Source organism: Burkholderia sp. PU8-34 (genome assembly GCF_053427725.1).
The window spans coordinates 605,613-625,603 of the sequence record NZ_JBSAXC010000002.1; the positions used below are offsets into that span (position 1 = coordinate 605,613).

Annotated in this window: 15 protein-coding genes; 12 read left to right on the top strand and 3 right to left on the bottom strand. The window is 66.3% G+C overall.

What is annotated here, in order from left to right; genetic code table 11:
• The first annotated feature begins 451 nt into the window (after positions 1-451).
• The 8 genes from ACV22Z_RS07470 (at position 452) to ACV22Z_RS07505 (ending at position 10,070) form a co-directional block, all read left to right on the top strand.
• Entirely contained in the window at positions 452-2,374 is a 1,923-nt protein-coding gene (locus ACV22Z_RS07470; protein WP_448075672.1) for a PrkA family serine protein kinase, read from the top strand.
• A gap of 123 nt (positions 2,375-2,497) precedes the next feature.
• The gene (locus ACV22Z_RS07475; protein ID WP_448075673.1) at positions 2,498-3,766 is read left to right on the top strand and encodes a YeaH/YhbH family protein; all 1,269 of its coding nucleotides are present in this window, start codon (positions 2,498-2,500) and stop codon (positions 3,764-3,766) included.
• Entirely contained in the window at positions 3,763-5,442 is a 1,680-nt protein-coding gene (locus tag ACV22Z_RS07480; protein ID WP_448075674.1) for a SpoVR family protein, read from the top strand. Before ACV22Z_RS07475 ends, ACV22Z_RS07480 begins: the two co-directional genes overlap by 4 nt.
• 239 nt (positions 5,443-5,681) lie before the next feature.
• The gene (locus ACV22Z_RS07485; RefSeq protein ID WP_448075675.1) at positions 5,682-6,986 is read left to right on the top strand and encodes an MFS family transporter; all 1,305 of its coding nucleotides are present in this window, start codon (positions 5,682-5,684) and stop codon (positions 6,984-6,986) included.
• Between the two features lie 271 nt (positions 6,987-7,257).
• Positions 7,258-7,464: a hypothetical protein gene (locus ACV22Z_RS07490; protein WP_448075676.1), complete on the top strand. Its 207-nt coding sequence runs from the start codon at positions 7,258-7,260 to the stop codon at positions 7,462-7,464.
• A 169-nt stretch (positions 7,465-7,633) separates the two neighbouring features.
• Positions 7,634-8,449, top strand: coding sequence for an ABC transporter substrate-binding protein (locus ACV22Z_RS07495; protein ID WP_448075677.1), 816 nt, complete (start codon positions 7,634-7,636; stop codon positions 8,447-8,449).
• A 158-nt stretch (positions 8,450-8,607) separates the two neighbouring features.
• Positions 8,608-9,330 carry an amino acid ABC transporter permease gene (locus tag ACV22Z_RS07500; protein ID WP_448075678.1) on the top strand — a complete coding sequence of 241 codons (723 nt, stop codon included), beginning with the start codon at positions 8,608-8,610 and terminating at the stop codon, positions 9,328-9,330.
• A 2-nt stretch (positions 9,331-9,332) separates the two neighbouring features.
• Positions 9,333-10,070 (top strand): amino acid ABC transporter permease, encoded by a 738-nt coding sequence (locus tag ACV22Z_RS07505; RefSeq protein ID WP_448075679.1) that lies wholly within the window; start codon positions 9,333-9,335, stop codon positions 10,068-10,070.
• 265 nt (positions 10,071-10,335) lie between these two features.
• On the opposite strand, the gene ACV22Z_RS07510 is transcribed toward ACV22Z_RS07505, so the two are convergent.
• Together ACV22Z_RS07510 and ACV22Z_RS07515 are read right to left on the bottom strand one after the other, a co-directional pair.
• Complete coding sequence (locus ACV22Z_RS07510; RefSeq protein WP_448075680.1) at positions 10,336-11,601, bottom strand: M23 family metallopeptidase; 1,266 nt, start codon at positions 11,599-11,601, stop codon at positions 10,336-10,338.
• A 333-nt stretch (positions 11,602-11,934) separates the two neighbouring features.
• Positions 11,935-12,582: a TetR family transcriptional regulator gene (locus ACV22Z_RS07515; protein WP_448075681.1), complete on the bottom strand. Its 648-nt coding sequence runs from the start codon at positions 12,580-12,582 to the stop codon at positions 11,935-11,937.
• Between the two features lie 151 nt (positions 12,583-12,733).
• Here ACV22Z_RS07515 and ACV22Z_RS07520 point away from each other — a divergent pair, with 151 nt between their 5' ends.
• Genes ACV22Z_RS07520 through ACV22Z_RS07530 form a run of 3 tightly spaced genes read left to right on the top strand, consistent with a single transcriptional unit; the run spans position 12,734 to position 18,618 of the window.
• Positions 12,734-13,939 carry a MexX/AxyX family multidrug efflux RND transporter periplasmic adaptor subunit gene (locus ACV22Z_RS07520; protein ID WP_448075682.1) on the top strand — a complete coding sequence of 402 codons (1,206 nt, stop codon included), beginning with the start codon at positions 12,734-12,736 and terminating at the stop codon, positions 13,937-13,939.
• Positions 13,940-13,954: 15 nt separating this feature from the next.
• Positions 13,955-17,092, top strand: coding sequence for a multidrug efflux RND transporter permease subunit (locus ACV22Z_RS07525; protein ID WP_448075683.1), 3,138 nt, complete (start codon positions 13,955-13,957; stop codon positions 17,090-17,092).
• Positions 17,092-18,618, top strand: a complete 1,527-nt coding sequence (locus tag ACV22Z_RS07530) for an efflux transporter outer membrane subunit (RefSeq protein WP_448075684.1) — start codon at positions 17,092-17,094, stop codon at positions 18,616-18,618. The genes ACV22Z_RS07525 and ACV22Z_RS07530 overlap by 1 nt, the downstream gene beginning before the upstream one ends.
• A 319-nt stretch (positions 18,619-18,937) precedes the next feature.
• On the opposite strand, the gene ACV22Z_RS07535 is transcribed toward ACV22Z_RS07530, so the two are convergent.
• Positions 18,938-19,075: an HHHH-motif protein gene (locus ACV22Z_RS07535; RefSeq protein WP_448075685.1), complete on the bottom strand. Its 138-nt coding sequence runs from the start codon at positions 19,073-19,075 to the stop codon at positions 18,938-18,940.
• 174 nt (positions 19,076-19,249) lie between these two features.
• On the opposite strand from ACV22Z_RS07535, the gene ACV22Z_RS07540 reads away from it, so the two are divergent.
• Positions 19,250-19,918 (top strand): RNA polymerase factor sigma-70, encoded by a 669-nt coding sequence (locus ACV22Z_RS07540; protein WP_448075686.1) that lies wholly within the window; start codon positions 19,250-19,252, stop codon positions 19,916-19,918.
• Positions 19,919-19,991 lie beyond the last annotated feature (73 nt).

Genomic DNA, 19,991 nt, shown 5'->3' on the forward strand with positions numbered 1-19,991 from the left:
GGGATCTCTGCGCGCGCGCCACTCGTGTCGTTCGCGCCACGATGCGGATGCATCGTCGCATATGTCATACGGGTATGTCCGTAGGGGTTCCACGCGAAAAAAATTTGTAACGGCGGCTTTTGCGTGTCGTCGCAAACGCAGGCTCGAACGTCTAGGAAGGAAGGGGAGGCGGCGGTGAAATTCGCGACGGCCGGCACGTCCAACGCACCAGACGTTCCGGTGTTCGATGAGACACGACGGATGCAACGACGGATGCAGTTTCGGCAGCTCGGGAGATCGATTGTAGAGCGACGAAAAAAGTTCGTCCAAGCCGTGTGACGTCGATCACGAAGTTCCTGCAACGAGTTCGTGAAAAAAAATAAGAATGGGTTTACGATGAATTCGAACGCGCTTGCTTCTGCGCAGTCATACGAAGGCAAGCACGCTTTCAGACTAAGGCGAGGGAGGTAGCATGGATATTTACAGCAGCTTCGCGAACCGCTTCGAAAAAACGCGAGAGGAAGAGTTCTCGCTGGAGGAGTACCTCGCGCTCTGCAAGAACGATCCATCCGCGTACGCTGCGGCCGGCGAACGCATGCTGGCGGCAATCGGGGAACCAGAACACATCGATACCCGCAACGAGCCGCGCCTGTCGCGGATCTTTGCGAACAAGGTCATCAAGGTCTATCCCGCGTTCCGTGAGTTCTACGGAATGGAGGAAGTGATCGAGCAGGTGGTCGCGTACTTCCGACACGCCGCGCAAGGGCTCGAAGAGAAGAAGCAGATCCTCTATCTGCTCGGCCCGGTGGGCGGCGGCAAGTCGTCGATCGCCGAGCGTCTGAAGCAACTGATGGAGCGCGTGCCGTTCTATGCGCTCAAGGGTTCGCCCGTCAACGAATCGCCGCTCGGGCTGTTCGACTACGACGAAGACGGCCCGATTCTCGAAGAACAGTACGGCATTCCGCGCCGCTACCTGAAAAGCATCCTGAGCCCGTGGGCCGTCAAGCGGCTGCACGAATACAACGGCGACATCCGCCAGTTCCGCGTCGTGCGCCGCTATCCGTCGATCCTGCGGCAGATCGCGATCTCGAAGACCGAGCCGGGCGACGAGAACAACCAGGACATTTCATCGCTGGTCGGCAAGGTCGACATCCGCAAGCTCGAGCAGTATGCGCAGGACGATGCGGATGCATACAGCTACTCCGGCGGTCTGTGCCTCGCGAACCAGGGCCTGCTCGAGTTCGTCGAAATGTTCAAGGCGCCGATCAAGGTGCTGCACCCGCTGCTGACTGCGACCCAGGAAGGCAACTTCAAGGGCACCGAGGGCTTCGGCGCGATTCCGTTCGACGGGATCATCCTCGCGCACTCGAACGAGTCGGAATGGAAGGCATTCAAGAACAACCGCAACAACGAGGCGCTGCTCGACCGGATCTTCGTCGTGAAGGTGCCGTACTGCCTGCGCGTGTCGGAAGAGGTCAAGATCTACGAGAAGCTGATCCGCAACTCGTCGCTTGCCGAGGCCGTGTGCGCGCCGGGCACGCTGAAGATGATGTCGCAGTTCTCGGTGCTGTCGCGCCTGCATGAGCCGGAAAACTCGAGCCTGTTCTCGAAGATGCAGGTGTACGACGGCGAGAACCTGAAGGACACCGATCCGAAAGCGAAGTCGTACCAGGAGTACCGCGACTACGCGGGCGTCGACGAGGGCATGACGGGCGTGTCGACACGCTTCTCGTTCAAGATCCTGTCGCGCGTGTTCAACTTCGATTCGACCGAGGTCGCGGCGAACCCCGTGCACCTGATGTATGTGCTCGAACAGCAGATCGAGCGCGAGCAGTTCCCGCCGGAAACCGAGCAGAAGTACCTGTCGTTCGTGAAGGACGTGCTCGCATCGCGCTATGCGGACTTCATCGGCAAGGAGATCCAGACGGCATACCTCGAGTCGTATTCGGAGTACGGCCAGAACATCTTCGACCGCTACGTCACGTATGCGGACTTCTGGATCCAGGACCAGGAATTCCGCGATCACGACACGGGCGAGAGCTTCGATCGCGCCGCGCTGAACGCGGAGCTGGAGAAGATCGAGAAGCCGGCCGGGATCAGCAATCCGAAGGATTTCCGCAACGAGATCGTGAACTTCGTGTTGCGTGCGCGGGCCGCGAATGCGGGCAAGAACCCGGTGTGGACGAGCTACGAGAAGCTGCGCGTCGTGATCGAGAAGAAGATGTTCTCGAATACCGAGGAACTGTTGCCGGTTATTTCGTTCAACGCGAAGGGCTCGGCCGAGGAGCAACGCAAGCATGAGGACTTTGTGAACCGGATGGTCGCGAAGGGCTATACGCCGAAGCAGGTGCGGCTGCTTTGCGACTGGTACCTGCGGGTGCGCAAGTCGTCATGACCTGCGTCACGCAGCGCCCGTGCGGCTCGGCCGCACGGGCAACTTCAGAGACGCCGCCCGCATGACGGGAGACGGCATGCGGCGAGCGTCCCGGCATATCGACATTCGAGCGGGAGACCGGGCGTGCTTCATCAAATCATCGACCGCAGGCTAGCCGGCAAGAACAAGAGCATTGCCAATCGCGAACGCTTTCTGCGTCGCGTCAAGAACTACATTCGTCGTGCCGTGTCGGACGCGGTGCGCGACCGTAGCATCAAGGATATCCAGAGCACGCAGAGCATCACGATTCCGCGCAAGGACATCGCCGAGCCGACGTTCCGGCACGGGCCGGGCGGGCGCCGCGAATACGTGCATCCGGGCAACGAGGACTACGTGCGCGGCGACAAGATCCCGCGTCCGCAAGGCGGTGCGGGCGGCGGCGGGAGCCAGGCCAGCAACGAGGGCGAAGGTCAGGATGACTTCGTGTTCGAGCTGTCGCGCGACGAATTCATGCAGTATTTCTTCGACGATCTCGAGCTGCCGCGCCTCGTGAAGACGCACCTGCTGACGGTGCCGAGCTGGAAGAACGTGCGCGCGGGCTGGGCGGCGGAAGGCACGCCGAACAACATCGACATCGTGCGTTCGCTGAGAAGCGCGCTCGGGCGCCGCATCGCGCTCGGCTCGCCGCTCGTCAACGAGCTGCACGAGCTCGAGGCGCAGCTCGAAGCGCTGAAGAACGACTCCGAAGACCGCCGAGCGGAAATCGCCACGCTCGAGGATCGGATCCATCACCTGAAGGGGCGCATCTGGCGCATCCCGTTCATCGATCCGTTCGACCTGCGCTACATCAACCGCGTGAAGCAGCCGCAGCCGTCGAGCCAGGCCGTGATGTTCTGCCTGATGGACGTGTCGGGCTCGATGGACGAGCAGCGCAAGGATCTCGCGAAGCGCTTCTTCATCCTGCTGTACCTGTTCCTGAAGCGCAACTACGAGCGCATCGAGGTGGTGTTCATCCGCCATCACACGCGCGCGGAAGAGGTCGACGAAGACACCTTCTTCCATTCGACCGAAAGCGGCGGCACCGTTGTGTCGAGCGCGCTCGAGCTGATGCGCAAGGTGATGAACGAGCGCTACTCGCCGACCGAATGGAACATCTACGGCGCGCAGGCGTCCGACGGCGACAACTGGACCGACGATTCGCCGAAGTGTCGCAAAATCCTGGAAGAGGATATCCTCACGAAGACGCGTTACTTCGCGTATATCCAGGTCGCGCCGGAAGAGCAGAATCTCTGGCTGGAATACGCGCAGCTGATGCAGTCGCAACCGCATCTCGCGATGAAAAAAGTGGAATCGGCTGCCGACATTTACCCGGTGTTTCGCGAATTGTTCGAAAAGCAGGTGGAAACGTCATGACTTCCCGCCATCTGCACAGCGAATCGCGCGGCTACCAGCCGCGCCGATCCGGCGACGACACCGCAGGCCATGCCGCAACGCAGCAACGCGGCCGGGCCGAACCGTCGACGCCATCCGCCGACTTGCCCGGTGCCGGGCAGAAGGAAGCGCGTATGAATGTTGCCGATCGCAGGCCGCTGCCGTGTCCGTCCGACTGGACCTTCGAGCTGCTCGAGGAATACGACACGCACATTGCGCAGGTTGCCGAGCAGTATGAGCTCGACATCTACCCGATCCAGCTCGAGCTGATCAGCGCCGAGCAGATGATGGACGCGTACGCGTCGGTCGGGATGCCGGTCAACTACCGGCACTGGTCGTTCGGCAAGCATTTCCTGTCGACGGAGAAGAGCTATCGCCGCGGCCAGATGGGGCTTGCATACGAGATCGTCATCAACTCGAACCCGTGCATCGCATACTTGATGGAAGAGAACACGATGACGATGCAGGCGCTCGTCATCGCGCATGCGGCGTACGGGCACAACTCGTTCTTCAAGGGCAACTACCTGTTCCGGCTGTGGACCGACGCGCATGCGATCATCGACTACCTCGTCTACGCGAAGAACTACGTCGCCGAATGCGAGGAGCGCTACGGTCTCGATCGCGTCGAGGAATTGCTCGACTCGTGCCACGCGCTGATGAACTACGGCGTCGACCGCTACAAGCGGCCGCAGAAGCCGTCGCTGTCGAAGGAAGCGGCGCTGCGCCGCGAACGCGAGGCATACCTGCAGTCGCAGATCAACGAACTGTGGCGCACGCTGCCGAGCAGGAAGCCCGAGCAGATGGAGGAGCAGGAAGGCCGCTATCCGCCGGAGCCGCAGGAGAACCTGCTGTATTTCGCGGAGAAGAACGCGCCGCTGCTCGAGCCGTGGGAGCGGGAAGTGATCCGCATCGTGCGCAAGATCGGCCAGTACTTCTATCCGCAGCGGCAGACCCAGGTGATGAACGAAGGCTGGGCGTGCTTCTGGCATTACACGCTGCTCAATACGCTGTACAACCAGGGCAAGCTGGAAGACGGCTTCATGATGGAGTTCCTGCATTCGCACAGCAACGTGATCTACCAGCCGCCCGTCACGAAGCCGTACTACAGCGGGATCAATCCGTATGCGCTCGGTTTTTCGATGATGAGCGACATCCGGCGGATCTGCGAAGCGCCGACGGACGAGGACTACAAGTGGTTCCCCGAACTCGCGGGCAGCCCGTGGCTGCCGGCGATGCACTATGCGATGCGCAACTTCAAGGACGAGAGTTTCATCGCGCAGTACCTGTCGCCGCACCTGATCCGCGAGATGCGGCTGTTCTCGGTGCTCGACGACGACATGCGCGATTCGCTCGAGGTGTCCGCGATCCACGACGACTATGGCTACCAGTACGTGCGGCAGGCGCTGTCGCGGCAGTACGACATCCATCACCGCGAGCCGAACATCCAGGTGTGGGCGGTCAACACGCGCGGCGACCGCAGCCTCACGCTGCGCCACTTCATGACCGACAACCGGCATCTGTCGAACGACAGCGACGAAGTGCTCAAGCACATGGCGCGGCTGTGGCAGTTCGACGTGTACCTCGAAAGCGTCGACGAGGCGGGCACGGTGCGCAAGCGCTACGAGTGCCGCTATACGCCGCCGGAGATCCGTCTGTGAGCGTGGCCGCGCGGTCGCGGGCATTGCATCGGACGCCAGCCTGCGGGCTGGCGTTTTCAATTGACGACGCGCCGGCCGGAGAAGAATCTTCTCCATCCGGACGAACCCGGAAAGCCCGTTTCTTTTCATTTCGCTAGAATCCCGATGCGCGATGCGCCGGAACCGGTGCCACGCACCTCCGCACGCGGCGGTTTCGCAGCCGCCACGCCCAAAAGCACTACAAAGGAACAGACCATCCCATGGACGTCCAGACCGACCAAGCCGTGCTGCCCGCGCACGATACCCGGCGGCGCGTGTTCGCCATCGTCGGCGCCTCATCGGGCAACCTCGTCGAGTGGTTCGACTTCTACATCTACTCGTTCTGCGCGCTGTACTTCGCGCCCGCGTTCTTCCCGAGCGGCAACACGACGACGCAGTTGCTGAACACGGCCGGCGTGTTCGCGGCCGGTTTCCTGATGCGTCCGATCGGCGGCTGGCTGTTCGGCCGCATCGCGGACCGCCACGGCCGCCGCGCCGCGATGATGATCTCGGTGCTGATGATGTGCGGCGGCTCGCTGGTGATCGCGGTGCTGCCGACCTATGCGCAGATCGGCGCGTTTGCGCCGTTGCTGCTGCTGGTCGCGCGCCTGTTCCAGGGGCTGTCGGTGGGCGGCGAGTACGGCACCAGTGCGACCTACATGAGCGAGGTCGCGCTGAAGGGCCGGCGCGGCTTCTTCGCATCGTTCCAGTACGTGACGCTGATCGGCGGCCAGCTGTGCGCGCTGCTCGTGCTCGTGATCCTGCAGCAGACGCTGTCGAATGCGGAGCTGAAGGCGTGGGGCTGGCGCATTCCGTTCGTGGTCGGCGCGGCGGCCGCGCTGATTTCGCTGTACCTGCGCAAGTCGCTCGACGAGACGTCGACGAGCGCGTCGCGCGACAAGAAGGACGCCGGCACGATCCGCGGTGTGTGGCAGCACAAGGGGGCGTTCTTCACGGTGGTCGGCTTCACCGCGGGCGGCTCGCTGATCTTCTACACGTTCACGACGTACATGCAGAAGTACCTCGTGAACACGGCCGGCATGCACGCGAAGACTGCCAGCAACGTGATGACGGTCGTGCTCCTCGTCTACATGCTGCTGCAGCCGGTGTTCGGCGCGCTGTCCGACCGGATCGGCCGCCGCATGTCGATGATCCTGTTCGGCGTGTGCTCGGTGATCGGCACGGTGCCGCTGATGCATGCGCTGAAGGACGTGCAGAGCCCGGTCGCCGCGTTCGTGCTGATCACGGTCGCACTGGCGATCGTCAGCTTCTACACGTCAATCAGCGGGCTCATCAAGGCCGAGATGTTCCCGCCGGAAGTGCGCGCGATGGGTGTCGGCCTGTCGTATGCGGTCGCGAACGCGATCTTCGGCGGTTCGGCCGAATACGTCGCGCTGTGGTTCAAGTCGATCGGCAGCGAAGAGACGTTCTACTGGTACGTAACCGTGCTGTGCGCGATCTCGCTGATCGTGTCGTGGCGGATGCGCGATCCGAGCAAGGAAGGGTATCTGCGTCACGAGCCGTGATCCGGCGCGTCGCGCGCCTGGCGACGCACGAACGGCGTTCCGCGCGACGCGGGACGCCGTTTTTTTCGGGTGGGCAGGGCGATTGCGCGGCGATGCGAAAGCAAGAGCCAGCAAGCGCAAGCTCATCGCGCCGTATTCGATAAGGATATCGAAATCGCTTCGTTGTCCGCAGAACGCGAACCGCTTAATCTGAGCCCGTAGTTCGTGTGACACCTCCTTGACTGGGATTCGCGCCCGCTGCCTGCAGCGGGCGTCTTTTTTTGTGCGGCACGTGCGTTGCACGTCAATGCATGTCGCGGGTGGCGTGTCGCAGGTGATGTTCGCGCGTGACACCCGGACGCTCGTCGCGCTGCGCGCAGCCGGCACGCTGTCGTTCCTCTTCATCGACCGATCGCTCGACTACCGGCAGGACACCGCGGACGGCGAGTTCCGGTGCGCGCCGTCCGCGGATGCCGATGCGGATGGCGACGGCGCGTAGCCGCGGCGGCCTTCATCACGAAAGCCGCTGAGCAAAGCAGCATTTGTTGGTTCGAATCGGCACGACCCGCTGGTACGTTAGCGGCTTCGCGGTATCACCGGCCGCGAAGTCCGTCGAACCGGGCCGCCGCGTGATCCGCGGCGGCCCTCATAACAACCTGGTCGTGCTCATGAAAATCCACACTCTCGCTGCATGGCTCGTCGGGGCCGCGCTCGTCACCGCCGGCACCGCCGCGCACGCGGACCGCCTCGACGACATCAAGAAAGCCGGCGTGCTGCGCGTCGCAACGTTCGACAGCAACCCGCCGTTCGGCTATGTCGATGCGAAGACCAACCACATCGTCGGGCTCGACGTCGATTACGCGAAGGCGCTCGCCGACACGCTCGGCGTGAAGCTGCAGCTGCAGCCGACGAACCCCGCGAACCGCATTCCGTTCCTGACCTCTGGCAAGGTCGATCTCGTGCTCGCGAATTTCACGATCACCGATGAACGCGCGAAGCAGGTCGATTTCAGTATTCCTTACTTCTCGTCGGGCCAGCAGTTCCTCGCGAAGAAGGACGTGCTGAAATCCGCCGATCAACTGAACACGCTGCGGGTCGGCGCGGACAAGGGCACGACGAACGAGATCACGCTGCGCGAAAAATATCCGAGGGCGACGATCGTTGCGTATGACGACACGCCGTTCGCGTTCGCCGCGCTGCGCGCCGGCAACGTTCAGGCGATCACGCAGGACGGGCCGAAGCTGATCGGCCTGCTCGCGAACGTGCCGGACAAGCAGAACTACGAGATCCCGCCGTTTACGATCTCGAACGACTACATGGGTGTCGGCGTGCCGAAGGGCGAGACGCGCCTGCTCGGCTTCGTCAACGACACGCTGAAAGGGCTCGAGGCGAGCGGGCGCGCCGTGCAGATCTACGACGCATGGTTCGGCCCGACGACGAAGACGCCGCTCACGCGCATCTTCCGGATCGGCGACAAGACCTGACCCGTTCGTCCCGCCTCGCGCGCTGTGCGGCCGGCCCGGCCGGTCACGCCGGCGCGCGGATCGCGGTGCATTCCGCATTTTCTCCGATTCCTTCCGATTTCTTCCGATGATCGCGGGCGCGCAGCGCCCGCACGATACGTACGTACAGCATGTTCGGCATGTTCGGTTTGGCTCCCAAATACCTGTCATGGCTCTGGCAGGGCTTCCTGCTGACGCTCGGCCTCGCGGCCGCGTCGGCCGTCGCCGCGACGGTCGGCGGGCTCGCGCTCGCCGTGCTGCGCCACGCGCGCGGTCACGCGCAGCGTGCGGTCGCCGCGGGCTATATCGTCACGTTCCGCAATACGCCGCTGCTCGTGCAGCTGCTGTTCTGGTATTTCGGCGTCGCGTCGCTGCTGCCCGATACGTGGGTCGCCTGGCTGAATGCGCGCCATGCATGGCACGCGGGCCCGTTCACGCTCGCGTGGCCGTCGTTCGAATTCGTCGCGGGCTGGGTCGGGCTGAGCGCATACACGGCCGCGTTCGTGGCCGGGGAATGCGAGGCCGGGCTGCGCGGCGTGCGTGACGCGCAGCGCGACGCAGCCGCTGCGCTCGGCCTCACGCCGCTGCAGTCGCTGCGCTACGTGATCCTGCCGCAGGCCGTGCGCATCGCGTTGCCGCCGCTGTTCGGGCAATACATGAATCTCGTGAAGAACTCGTCGCTGACGATGGCGATCGGCGTGGCGGAGCTGTCGTATGCGTCGCGACAGGTCGAGACCGAGACGTTCCGTACCTTCGCCGCGTTCGGCGTCGCCACCGTGCTGTACGTCGCCGCGGCGGCGGCGATCGAGGCGATCGGGTATGTGGCCGCGCAATGGCGCGACCGCCTGGGGGCAGGGCATTGACGATGGATATCACGCTGCTTGCCGACAATCTCCCGTATCTGCTCGTCGGCGCATTCCCGGACGGGCCGCTCGGCGGCGCCGCGCTGTCGCTGGTGCTCGCGATCGCGTCCGCGTGCGCATCGGCGCTGCTGGGCGTCGTGCTCGGTGTCGCGATGGCGCTCGCGCGCGGGTGGACGCGCATGCTGCTGCTCGCGTTCATCGGCTTCTTCCGCGCGATTCCGGTGCTGATGCTGATCTTCTGGACGTATTTCCTGATGCCGATGCTGCTGCACACCGACGTGCCGGGACTCGCGACGGTCGTGTGCGCGCTCGCGCTGATCGGCGGCGCGTATCTCGCGCACGCGGTGCATGCGGGGATCGTCGCGGCGGGCGCGGGGCAGTGGCAGGCCGGGCTGTCGCTCGGGCTCACGCGCTGGCAGACGGTGCGCTACGTGCTGCTGCCACAGGCGATCCGGATCATGACGCCGTCGTTCGTCAACCAGTGGGTCGCGCTCGTGAAGGACACGTCGCTCGCGTACATCGTCGGCGTGCCGGAGCTGTCGTTCGTCGCGACGCAGGTGAACAACCGGCTGATGGTGTATCCGGCACCGATCTTCCTGTTCGTCGCCGCGATCTACCTCGTGCTGTGCACATCGCTCGACGGCGCCGCGCGCTGGCTGCTGTCACGTCGTCCGCGCGCGGAACGCAGCGCGCGCACGACGGCCGAGCGCGCGCAGCCGGCGCGCGGCGCGACGCGTTGATGCCGTCGCGCGGTCTGAACGGATCCAGCACCGGAAGCGGCTGAGCGGGTCGCGCGGGTCGTCGACGAGCGGCACGACACGCGAGTGCCGGGAGGACGCAGGCGTGCGGAATCGTCGACGAATATCCGACATGCGTGAAGCCGAGCCGGCGATTGCGCGGCGCGTCCATCCACGAGAGGGCGCCGGGCAGGTCGGACCCGGCGGGCAAGTCACGAAGATGGCCAGGCGCGCCGCCGCATCGCATGCGCGGCAGGCGCGGCGTGCGTCAGGACGCCGTGTAATACGTGTTGAAAACCGCGCGCAGCGTCGATTTGTCGCTGGCGAAGTCGCTCCACAGCGGGCCGTCGGTCTGCGCGAACGCGAACGGCGCGGTATTGATCGACGCGAGGCGGAAGCGCCATTCGGCGGCTTCCTGGCGGAATGCGGTGAGCTGCATGTCGGACAGGCCCGTCTGCGCTTGCGCGAGCGTGACGAGCGGATCGACCGGCTGGTCGGCGATCCGCACCTCGAAGTGCAGGTGCGGGCCCGTCGCCGCGCCGGTCATGCCGACCGACCCGATGCGCTCGCCCTGCTTGACCGTGTCACCGACCTTGAGGCCGTGCGCGAACGCGGACAGGTGCGCGTAGTAGGTCGAATAGCCTTCGGCATGATCGACGATCACGTAGCGGCCATAGCCGCCCGGATCGGTGCCGACGAACGCGACCGTGCCGTCGGCGGCCGCATCGACGCGCGTGCCGGTCGGTGCGGCGAGATCGACGCCGGTGTGGAACGCCATCGCCTGCGACAGCGGATGAATGCGCTCGCCGAAGAACGAGCTGATGCGCGTCCACTTGACGGGCATCGTGAATGCGGCGGCTTCGAGCGGCGCGCCGTCGAGCGTGTAGTACGCGCCCTTGTCGGCGCCCGGCGGCTTGAACCAGATCGCGCCGAACGTGCGGCCCGCGATGCGCAGCTCGAGCGCGGTGAGGCGCGGCGCATCGCCGCTCGCATCGAACGCGAGGCGGTAGTAGTCGCCGCGATGCGCGCTGTCGCGCATTGGGACCTTGCCGCTGACGAGATCGCCGAGCTGGATGCGCACTTCCGGCGGCAGGTCGAGGCGGTTCAGCGTATCGGACAGCGTCAGCTCGATGTTGCCCGCGCGCAGGCCGTGCTCTGCTTCGCGCGGTGCGAACGTAAACAGGTTCGCATAGCCGAGCATGTCGTTGCGATGCGCGCTGAGCGGCGCGAACAGGCCCGGTTGCTCTGTGCGTTCGCCGATCGTCTGCGCGAGCTCGTTCGTGACGAAATGCTGCGCGGTCGGAAACGGCGTGTCCGACAGCACGCGCTGCGGCAGTGCGGCTGTGCTCGTGTCGACGGCGCCCGGTAATTGCGACACGGCGGGCAGTGTCACGGCCAGGCCGAGCGCGGCGAGGGCGCCGAGCACGGAAGCGGGCAGCAGCGCACGCAAAAGCCGGGAACGAGGCTCGGCACGGGCGGGGCGCGCGGCGGAAAATTCAGGGTATGCGGCAGACTTGACCAAGGGTGTCCACATCCAGGAAAGCGGTTCGAAGAAAGGGCGTGGGCGAGAGCCGCCAGCCGGTCGCGCGTCGGGTGACGACGGGACGGATGGCGGGCGTGCAACAAAACAGGCCCCTTTCGGGGCCCGTGTCGTTTCCGTTCGACCCAACGGCGCGGGACTCAGCCCGCTTCGAACGGCGGCGCGATTGCCGGGTCAGGCCCGGTTATCACGAAGACGCTAAATAAAGATGACAGCGCCAGTCTACCGATGTTCCGCAAATCGTAAAAAATTTTAAATCAGGGTCGGTTTCTTCGTTCCGTAGTGCGGAAAATCAGCATAAATCAGAAGGTTTTGCGCATCCGGACCTTATTCCGGCAATTTTTGCGTACGGCGACGCAGCGCGGCGGACTCGCGTACCGCGTCGAAACCGGCGTCGAGCATCGCCTCGGCGTCGTTCCACCGATTGCCGCGCAGGCGGTTGGTCCAGACCATCGACGCGAACACGCCTTCGAGCAGCGACACGAGATAGACGGCCGCGAGATGCACGTCGAGATCGGCCGCGATTTCGCCGGCCGCGATCGCGCGGCGCAGCAGCGCCTTCGTGATCCGCAGCATCTGCAGTTCCAGCAGCACGCGGCGCCGCTGCAGCGCGCCGTTCTCCTCGCTCTGTTCGCACTTCGTATACAGGATCACGAGCACGCGTTGCATCGACCCCGGTTCGCCGCATTGCTGCAGGTAGTGCGACGCGGCGTGCCGCAGCGTGGCGAGCGCGGGGAGGCCTTCGCCGGCCTCGAAACCCTCGGACGTGCGCGCGAACGCGCGGTCGCACATCGCGAGGCACACTTCCATCTTGTTCTTGTAGTGGCCGTAGACGGCACCCCGCGACATGCCGGCGGCCTCCGCGAGGTCCGCCATCGCGGTTTGCGCGACGCCGCGCTCGAGCAGCACGAGCTCGGCGGCGTCGAGGATCCGGTGCTTGATGGCAAGCGATTCTTCCCGGGTCTTGCGGGCCATATTGCTGGGTTCCTTACGTTTTGCTGTCGTTTTATTGAGACAGCATGACAGCAAGTTTAAAGCTGAATGTAATTAATCAGTCGTGACTGATTATAATCGGCCACCTTGAGCCGCCGTATTTTAAAGGCGGTCGAAGATCCGAGAGGGCCATATGAAGAAGAACAATCGCTTCCTGTCGCGCCGCCACTGGCTGGCGCCACTCGCGCTCGCGGCCGCGCTGGCCGTCGCCGGATGCGGAAAGGGCGAACGAGACGACGCGCCGGAGGCCGTGCAGCGCGCAACGGTACTGACCGTGAGGCCGACCGAGGTGCCGCTGTCCGTCGAGCTGCCGGGGCGGCTCGAGGCTTACCGGCAGGCGGAGGTGCGCGCGCGGGTCGCGGGTATCGTCACCGCGCGCACCTACGAGGAGGGCCAGGAAGTGAAGCAGGGCGCGGTGCTGTTCCGCATCGACCCGGCGCCGCTCACGGCCGCGCGCGACGCTGCGCAGGGCGCGCTGGCGAAGGCGCAGGCTGCAGCGCTCGCGGCGACCGACAAGCGCCGCCGCTACGACGACCTGGTGCGCGACCGCGCGGTCAGCGAGCGCGATCACACCGAGGCGGTCGCGGCCGACACGCAGGCGAAGGCCGAGGTCGCGTCCGCGAAGGCCGAACTCGCGCGTGCGCAGCTTCAGCTCGACTACGCGACCGTCACCGCGCCGATCTCGGGCCGCGCGCGGCGGGCGCTCGTCACCGAGGGGGCGCTCGTCGGCCAGGACCAGGCGACGCCGCTCACGACCGTCGAACAGCTCGACCCGATCTACGTGAACTTCGCGCAGCCGGCCGCGGACGTCGATGCGCTGCGCCGCGCGGTGCAAAGCGGCCATGCGACCGGCATCGCGCAGCAGGACATCGCGGTGACGCTGATGCGCGCGGACGGCACCGCGTATCCGCTGAAAGGCAAGCTGCTGTTCCGCGATCTCGCGGTCGATCCGACCACCGACACCGTCGCGATGCGCGCGCTGTTTCCGAATCCCGAGCGCGAGCTGCTGCCGGGCGCGTACGTGAGGATCGCGCTCGACAGCGCGATCGACCGCCAGGCGATCCTCGTGCCGCGCGACGCGCTGCTGCGCACGACGGACCGCGCGTCGGTGCGGGTGGTCGGCGCCGACGGCAAGGTCAAGGACGTCGAGGTCGCCGCCGACCACCTGTCCGGCCACGACTGGCGCGTGTCGCGCGGCCTGAAGGGCGGCGAGCGCGTGATCGTCGACAACGCCGCGCAGTTCGCGCCCGGCACTGCGGTCACGCCCGTCGAGCAGGCTCGCCCGCCGAAGGCGGAGCCACCCGCGGCTGCTGCTTCGTCGGCCGCCCGTCAAACCTGATCGGTTCGAACCAACATGGCACGTTTCTTCATCGATCGCCCCGTGTTTGCGTGGGTGATCGCACTCTTCATCATGCTGGGCGGCGTGTTCGCGATCCGCGCGCTGCCCGTCGCACAGTACCCGGACATCGCGCCACCCGTCGTCAGCATTTACGCGACCTATCCGGGCGCGTCCGCGCAGGTCGTCGAGGAATCGGTCACCGCGCTGATCGAACGCGAGATGAACGGCGCGCCGGGGCTACTCTATACGTCGGCGACGAGCAGCGTCGGCATGGCGTCGCTGTACCTGACGTTCAAGCAGGGCGTGAATGCCGATCTCGCTGCGGTCGAGGTGCAGAACCGCCTGAAGACGGTTGAGGCGCGGCTGCCCGAGCCCGTGCGGCGCGACGGCATCCAGGTCGAGAAGGCCGCCGACAACATCCAGCTCGTCGTGTCATTGACTTCCGAGGACGGCCGGATGACCGACGTGCAGCTCGGCGAATACGCGTCGGCGAACGTCGTGCAGGCGCTGCGGCGCGTCGACGGCGTCGGCAAGGTGCAGTTCTGGGGCGCCGAGTATGCGATGCGGATCTGGCCCGACCCGGTCAAGCTGGCCGGCCACGGGCTCACCGCGTCGGACATCGCGTCGGCCGTGCGCGCGCAAAACGCGCGCGTGACGGTCGGCGACATCGGCCGCAGCGCAGTGCCGAAAAGCGCGCCGATCGCGGCGACCGTGTTCGCCGATGCGCCGCTGAAGACGCCCGCCGATTTCGGCGCGATCGCGCTGCGCTCGCAGCCCGACGGTTCGTCGCTGTTCCTGCGCGACGTCGCGCGCATCGAGTTCGGCGGCAACGACTACAACTATCCGTCGTACGTGAACGGCAAGGTCGCGACCGGCATGGGCATCAAGCTCGCGCCGGGCTCGAACGCGGTCGAGACCGAACAGCGCGTGCGCGCGACGATGGACGAGCTGTCCGCGTTCTTCCCGCCGGGCGTCAAGTACCAGATTCCGTACGAGACGTCGTCGTTCGTGCGCGTGTCGATGAACAAGGTCGTCATGACGCTGATCGAGGCGGGCGTGCTCGTGTTCCTCGTGATGTTCCTGTTCATGCAGAACCTGCGCGCGACGCTGATCCCGACGCTCGTCGTGCCGGTCGCGCTGGCGGGCACGTTCGGCGTGATGTTCGCGGCGGGCTTCTCGATCAACGTGCTGACGATGTTCGGGATGGTGCTCGCGATCGGCATCCTCGTCGACGACGCGATCGTCGTCGTCGAGAACGTCGAGCGGCTGATGGTCGAGGAACGGCTCGCGCCGTATGAGGCGACCGTCAAGGCGATGCAGCAGATCAGCGGCGCGATCGTCGGCATCACGGTGGTGCTGACGTCGGTGTTCGTGCCGATGGCGTTCTTCGGCGGCGCGGTCGGCAACATCTACCGCCAGTTCGCGCTGTCGCTCGCGGTGTCGATCGGCTTCTCGGCGTTCCTCGCGCTGTCGCTGACGCCCGCGCTGTGCGCGACGCTGCTCAAGCCGGTCGCCGACGGTCATCACGAGAAGGGCGGCTTCTTCGGCTGGTTCAACCGCTTCGTCGCGCGCGCGACGCAGCGCTATGCAGCGCGCGTCGGCGGCATCCTGAAGAAGCCGCTGCGCTGGCTCGTCGTGTACGGCGCGCTGACGGGCGCGGCGGGGCTGATGCTCACGCAACTGCCGACCGCATTCCTGCCCGACGAGGACCAGGGCAACTTCATGGTGATGGTGATCCGGCCGCAGGGCACGCCGCTCGCGGAAACGATGCAGAGCGTGCGCGAGGTCGAGACCTACGTGCGCACGAAGGAGCCGTCCGCGTACACGTTCGCGCTCGGCGGCTTCAACCTGTACGGCGAGGGGCCGAACGGCGGGATGATCTTCGTGACGCTGAAGAACTGGAAGGAGCGCAAGCGTGCGCACGACCAGGTGCAGGCGATCGTTGCGCGCATCAACGAGCGCTTCGCGGCGACGCCGAACACGACGGTGTTCGCGATGAACTCGCCGCCGCTGCCGGACCTCGGCTCGACGAGCGGTTTCGACTTCCGGCTGCAGAACCGCGGCGGGCTCGACTACGCGGCATTCGTCGCCGCGCGCGAGCGGCTGCTCGCCGAAGGCGGCAAGCATCCGGCGCTCACCGACCTGATGTTCGCCGGCACGCAGGACGCGCCGCAGCTGAAGCTCGACATCGACCGCGCGAAGGCGTCCGCGCTCGGCGTGTCGATGGACGAGATCAACACGACGCTCGCGGTGATGTTCGGATCCGACTACCTCGGCGACTTCATGCACGGCACGCAGGTGCGGCGCGTGATCGTGCAGGCGGACGGGCAGCACCGGGTCGATCCGGACGACGTGAAGAAGCTGCGCGTGCGCAATGCGCGCGGCGAAATGGTGCCGCTCGCGGCGTTCGCGACGCTGCACTGGACGCTCGGCCCGCCGCAGCTCACGCGCTACAACGGCTTCCCGTCGTTCACGATCAACGGTTCGGCCGCGCCCGGCCACAGCAGCGGCGAGGCGATGGCCGCGATCGAGCGGATCGCAGCCGAGCTGCCGGCCGGCATCGGCCACGCATGGTCGGGGCAGTCGTTCGAGGAACGGCTGTCCGGCGCACAGGCGCCGATGCTGTTCGCGCTGTCGGTGCTCGTCGTGTTCCTCGCGCTCGCGGCGCTGTACGAGAGCTGGTCGATTCCGTTCGCGGTGATGCTGGTCGTCCCGCTCGGCGTGATCGGCGCGGTGCTCGGCGTCACGCTGCGGATGATGCCGAACGACATCTATTTCAAGGTGGGGTTGATCGCGACGATCGGGCTGTCCGCGAAGAACGCGATCCTGATCGTCGAGGTGGCGAAGGATCTCGTCGCGCAGGGGATGCCGCTCGTCGCCGCCGCGCTCGAAGCCGCGCGGCTGCGGCTGCGGCCGATCGTGATGACGTCGCTCGCGTTCGGCGTCGGCGTGCTGCCGCTCGCGTTCGCATCGGGCGCCGCGTCGGGCGCGCAGATGGCGATCGGCACCGGCGTGCTCGGCGGCGTGATCTCGGCAACCGTGCTCGCGGTGTTCCTCGTCCCGCTGTTTTTCGTGAGCGTCGGCCGGCTGTTCAATGTCGGCGCGCGCCGCCGCGGCGGTTCGCAGCCGGCGACGATGGAGGGTACGTCTTGATGTCTCGCATGACTGCACGCGCGGGGCTGCGCGCACCGGTCGCGCTCGCCGCCGCGCTCGCGCTGGCGGGCTGCTCGCTCGCGCCGCGCTACGAGCGCCCGGCGGCGCCGGTGCCGGCCACCTATGGGCCGACTGCTGGGCCAACCGCCGGGCCAACTGCTGGGCCAACTGCTGGGCCAACTGCTGGGCCAACTGCTGGGCCAACCGCCTGGCCGACCGATGGCGCGGCGGCCCAGCCGTCGAGCGCAGCGCTGCTCGACGACTGGCGCGCGTATTTCACCGATTCGGCGCTGCAGGCATGGATCGATGCGGCGCTCGCGAACAATCGCGACCTGCGGATCGCGGCCGGCCGCCTCGAAGAAGCGCGCGGGCTGTACGGCGTGCAGCGTGCGGACCGGTTGCCATCGGTCGACGCGAACCTCGGCTATGAGCGCACGCGCCAGTACGATCCGGTGGTGCGCGAGAGCGCGGTGAGCGGGCTGTATCGCGCGGGCGTCGGCGTCAGTGCGTACGAGCTCGACCTGTTCGGCCACGTGAAGAACCTGTCGGACGCCGCGCTCGCCGAGTATTTCGCGACCGCCGAAGCACAGCGCACGGTCCGCATCGGCGTGATTGCCGAGGTGGCAGGCGCCTATGTGTCGGAGCGCGCGCTGCACGAGCAGCTCGCGCTTGCGCAGCGCACGCTCTACGCACGCGAGCGCATTGCATCGCTCACGCAACGCCGCTATGCGGCCGGCACGAGCGATGCGATCGAGTTGCGCTCGGCCGAGATGCTGGTCGCGGCCGCGCGCGCGTCGCAGGCCGCGCTGCAGCGCGAGCATGCGCAGGCCGTGCGCGCGCTGCAACTGCTCGCGGGCGACTTCGCGCGCGAAGCGCCAGGCGACGGGCTGACGCTCGACACGCTCTCGATCGCGCCCGTCGCGCCGGGCGCGCCGAGCGAACTGCTCGCGCGGCGCCCGGACATCCGGCAGGCCGAGGCGCGCCTGCAGGCCGCGAACGCGCAGATCGGCGCGGCGCGCGCGGCGTTCTTCCCGCGCATCGCGCTGACGACCGACATCGGCTCCGTCAGCGACGCCTTCTCGGGCCTGTTCGCGAGCGGCACGGGCGTGTGGACGTTCGCGCCGCGCATCACGCTGCCGATCTTCGCGGGCGGGCGCAATCGCGCGAATCTCGACGTCGCGACCGCCCGCAAGCACATCGCGGTCGCCGAATACGAGAAGAGCGTGCAGGTTGCGTTCCGTGAAGTGGCGGACGCGTTTGCCGCGCGCGACTGGATCGATGCGCAGCTTGCCGCGCAGCAGGCCGTCTACGAAGCGGACGGCGCGCGGCTGAAGCTCGCCGAGCGCCGCTATGGCGGCGGTGTCGCGACCTATCTCGAGCTGCTCGACGCGCAACGCAGCACGTATGAATCCGGGCAGGAGCTGATCCGCCTGAAGCAGCTCCGGCTCGCCAACGCGATCGGGCTGTACCGCGCGCTTGGCGGCGGCTGGTCGCAGGCCGCGGAGGCCGCCGACGTCGATGCGTGACGGCGGCGTCGCGCCGCGTGCGTCACATCCCGTAATCTGACCGCCGTCGTCGCGCGAGCGCGGCGGCGCGTTGGATCAGGTATCGGTATGGCGGAGCGGCGAACGAATGACGTTCGCTCGACGACGGCTTGCCGCGGTGCTCGCCGCAAGCGTTGCGCTCGCGGCAGGTAGCGCGGCAGGCCACGTGGCGCGCGCAGGATACGCCAGTGCCGGTGATTCCGCACGAGGTCTCGCGCTTTCCGCGCAACGTCTGTCAGTAATGCCGTCCAAGTCGAGGCCGCGCGCCGCGGCCGGGCGTTCGGCTGGCGCCTCGTTTCGTTTACCGCACCCAGCGGCACATGCGATGGTGATGATGATCGAAGTGGCACTCCTTGTGAGGACGCGCTTCGGCGATCGCGGGCGCCAGCACGGCGATTGCTACGGCGGTGACGGTCAGGGTTTTCAGTAGCGTTTTCATCTTCGGGTCCTGTTGTTCTAGACAGTACGGCGCATGACAGGCGCGTGCCTTCCAGTCGGTCTTCCCATTGCTCATACAAATCCGAGGTATCGACAAGGGCATTCCGTAATCGCGTTGAGAATGATTCGCGTTTACGTTAAATTGCGCTATCTCGAAATTTGACGGAGCGAATCGATGGCGATGGCGGAAGTGCTCGAACGACCGGTCGCGGCAACGGCGAACCCGTTCCGTGGAAGTCATCCGGACCTGCCGGCCGGACCCGCACGGCGCACGCGCCGCGCCGCCGCGCCGAGCGCGCAGGGCGCGCTGCTCGACGTGCTGATCGCCCATCGCACGATGCTCGTCAATGTCGCGCGCGGCTTCGTCGGCTGCGCGAGCCGTGCGGAGGACGTCGTGCACGACGTGTTCGTGAAGCTCGTCGATTTCCCGAATCAGGACGCGGTGCGCCAGCCGGTCGCGTACGTGACGCGGATGGTGCGCAATGCGTCGATCGACGCGTGCCGCCGCCTGAGCCTCGAGAACGTGTATCACGTGCAGGAGGACGACGGCTACGACGTGCCGTCGCCCGAGCCGACGCCCGAAGCGGCGTTGATGACGCGCGACGCGCTGCGGCGCGTGTGGGCCGCGCTCGACGACCTGCCGGCGCGCAGCCGCGCGGCGTTCGAGATGGTGCGGTTGCGTGACGAGACGCTGCAGAGCGCGGCGCGCGCGCTGAACGTGTCGCAGACGCTCGTGCACTTCATGGTGCGCGACGCCGAGCGCCATTGCGCCGAATGCCTCGACGCGTGCTACCGCGGCGTCGCATGCCCGGCGTTCTGCGGCGGCCGCGCGCGTCGCCGGTAAAAAAGCGCGCCGGCCAATCGTCTATTCGACAGGGGCGGACGATCTGCTCCGTTTCCTTCGTGACCGGTGGCGC

Coding starts and splice junctions, on each gene's coding strand:
- ACV22Z_RS07470 (WP_448075672.1), top strand. CDS start 452: ATGGATATTTACAGCAGCTTCGCGAACCGCTTCGAAAAAACGCGAGAG.
- ACV22Z_RS07520 (WP_448075682.1), top strand. CDS start 12,734: ATGAAGAAGAACAATCGCTTCCTGTCGCGCCGCCACTGGCTGGCGCCA.
- ACV22Z_RS07485 (WP_448075675.1), top strand. CDS start 5,682: ATGGACGTCCAGACCGACCAAGCCGTGCTGCCCGCGCACGATACCCGG.
- ACV22Z_RS07540 (WP_448075686.1), top strand. CDS start 19,250: ATGGCGATGGCGGAAGTGCTCGAACGACCGGTCGCGGCAACGGCGAAC.
- ACV22Z_RS07535 (WP_448075685.1), bottom strand. CDS start 19,075: ATGAAAACGCTACTGAAAACCCTGACCGTCACCGCCGTAGCAATCGCC.
- ACV22Z_RS07515 (WP_448075681.1), bottom strand. CDS start 12,582: ATGGCCCGCAAGACCCGGGAAGAATCGCTTGCCATCAAGCACCGGATC.
- ACV22Z_RS07480 (WP_448075674.1), top strand. CDS start 3,763: ATGACTTCCCGCCATCTGCACAGCGAATCGCGCGGCTACCAGCCGCGC.
- ACV22Z_RS07530 (WP_448075684.1), top strand. CDS start 17,092: ATGTCTCGCATGACTGCACGCGCGGGGCTGCGCGCACCGGTCGCGCTC.
- ACV22Z_RS07510 (WP_448075680.1), bottom strand. CDS start 11,601: ATGTGGACACCCTTGGTCAAGTCTGCCGCATACCCTGAATTTTCCGCC.
- ACV22Z_RS07495 (WP_448075677.1), top strand. CDS start 7,634: ATGAAAATCCACACTCTCGCTGCATGGCTCGTCGGGGCCGCGCTCGTC.
- ACV22Z_RS07525 (WP_448075683.1), top strand. CDS start 13,955: ATGGCACGTTTCTTCATCGATCGCCCCGTGTTTGCGTGGGTGATCGCA.
- ACV22Z_RS07500 (WP_448075678.1), top strand. CDS start 8,608: ATGTTCGGTTTGGCTCCCAAATACCTGTCATGGCTCTGGCAGGGCTTC.
- ACV22Z_RS07505 (WP_448075679.1), top strand. CDS start 9,333: ATGGATATCACGCTGCTTGCCGACAATCTCCCGTATCTGCTCGTCGGC.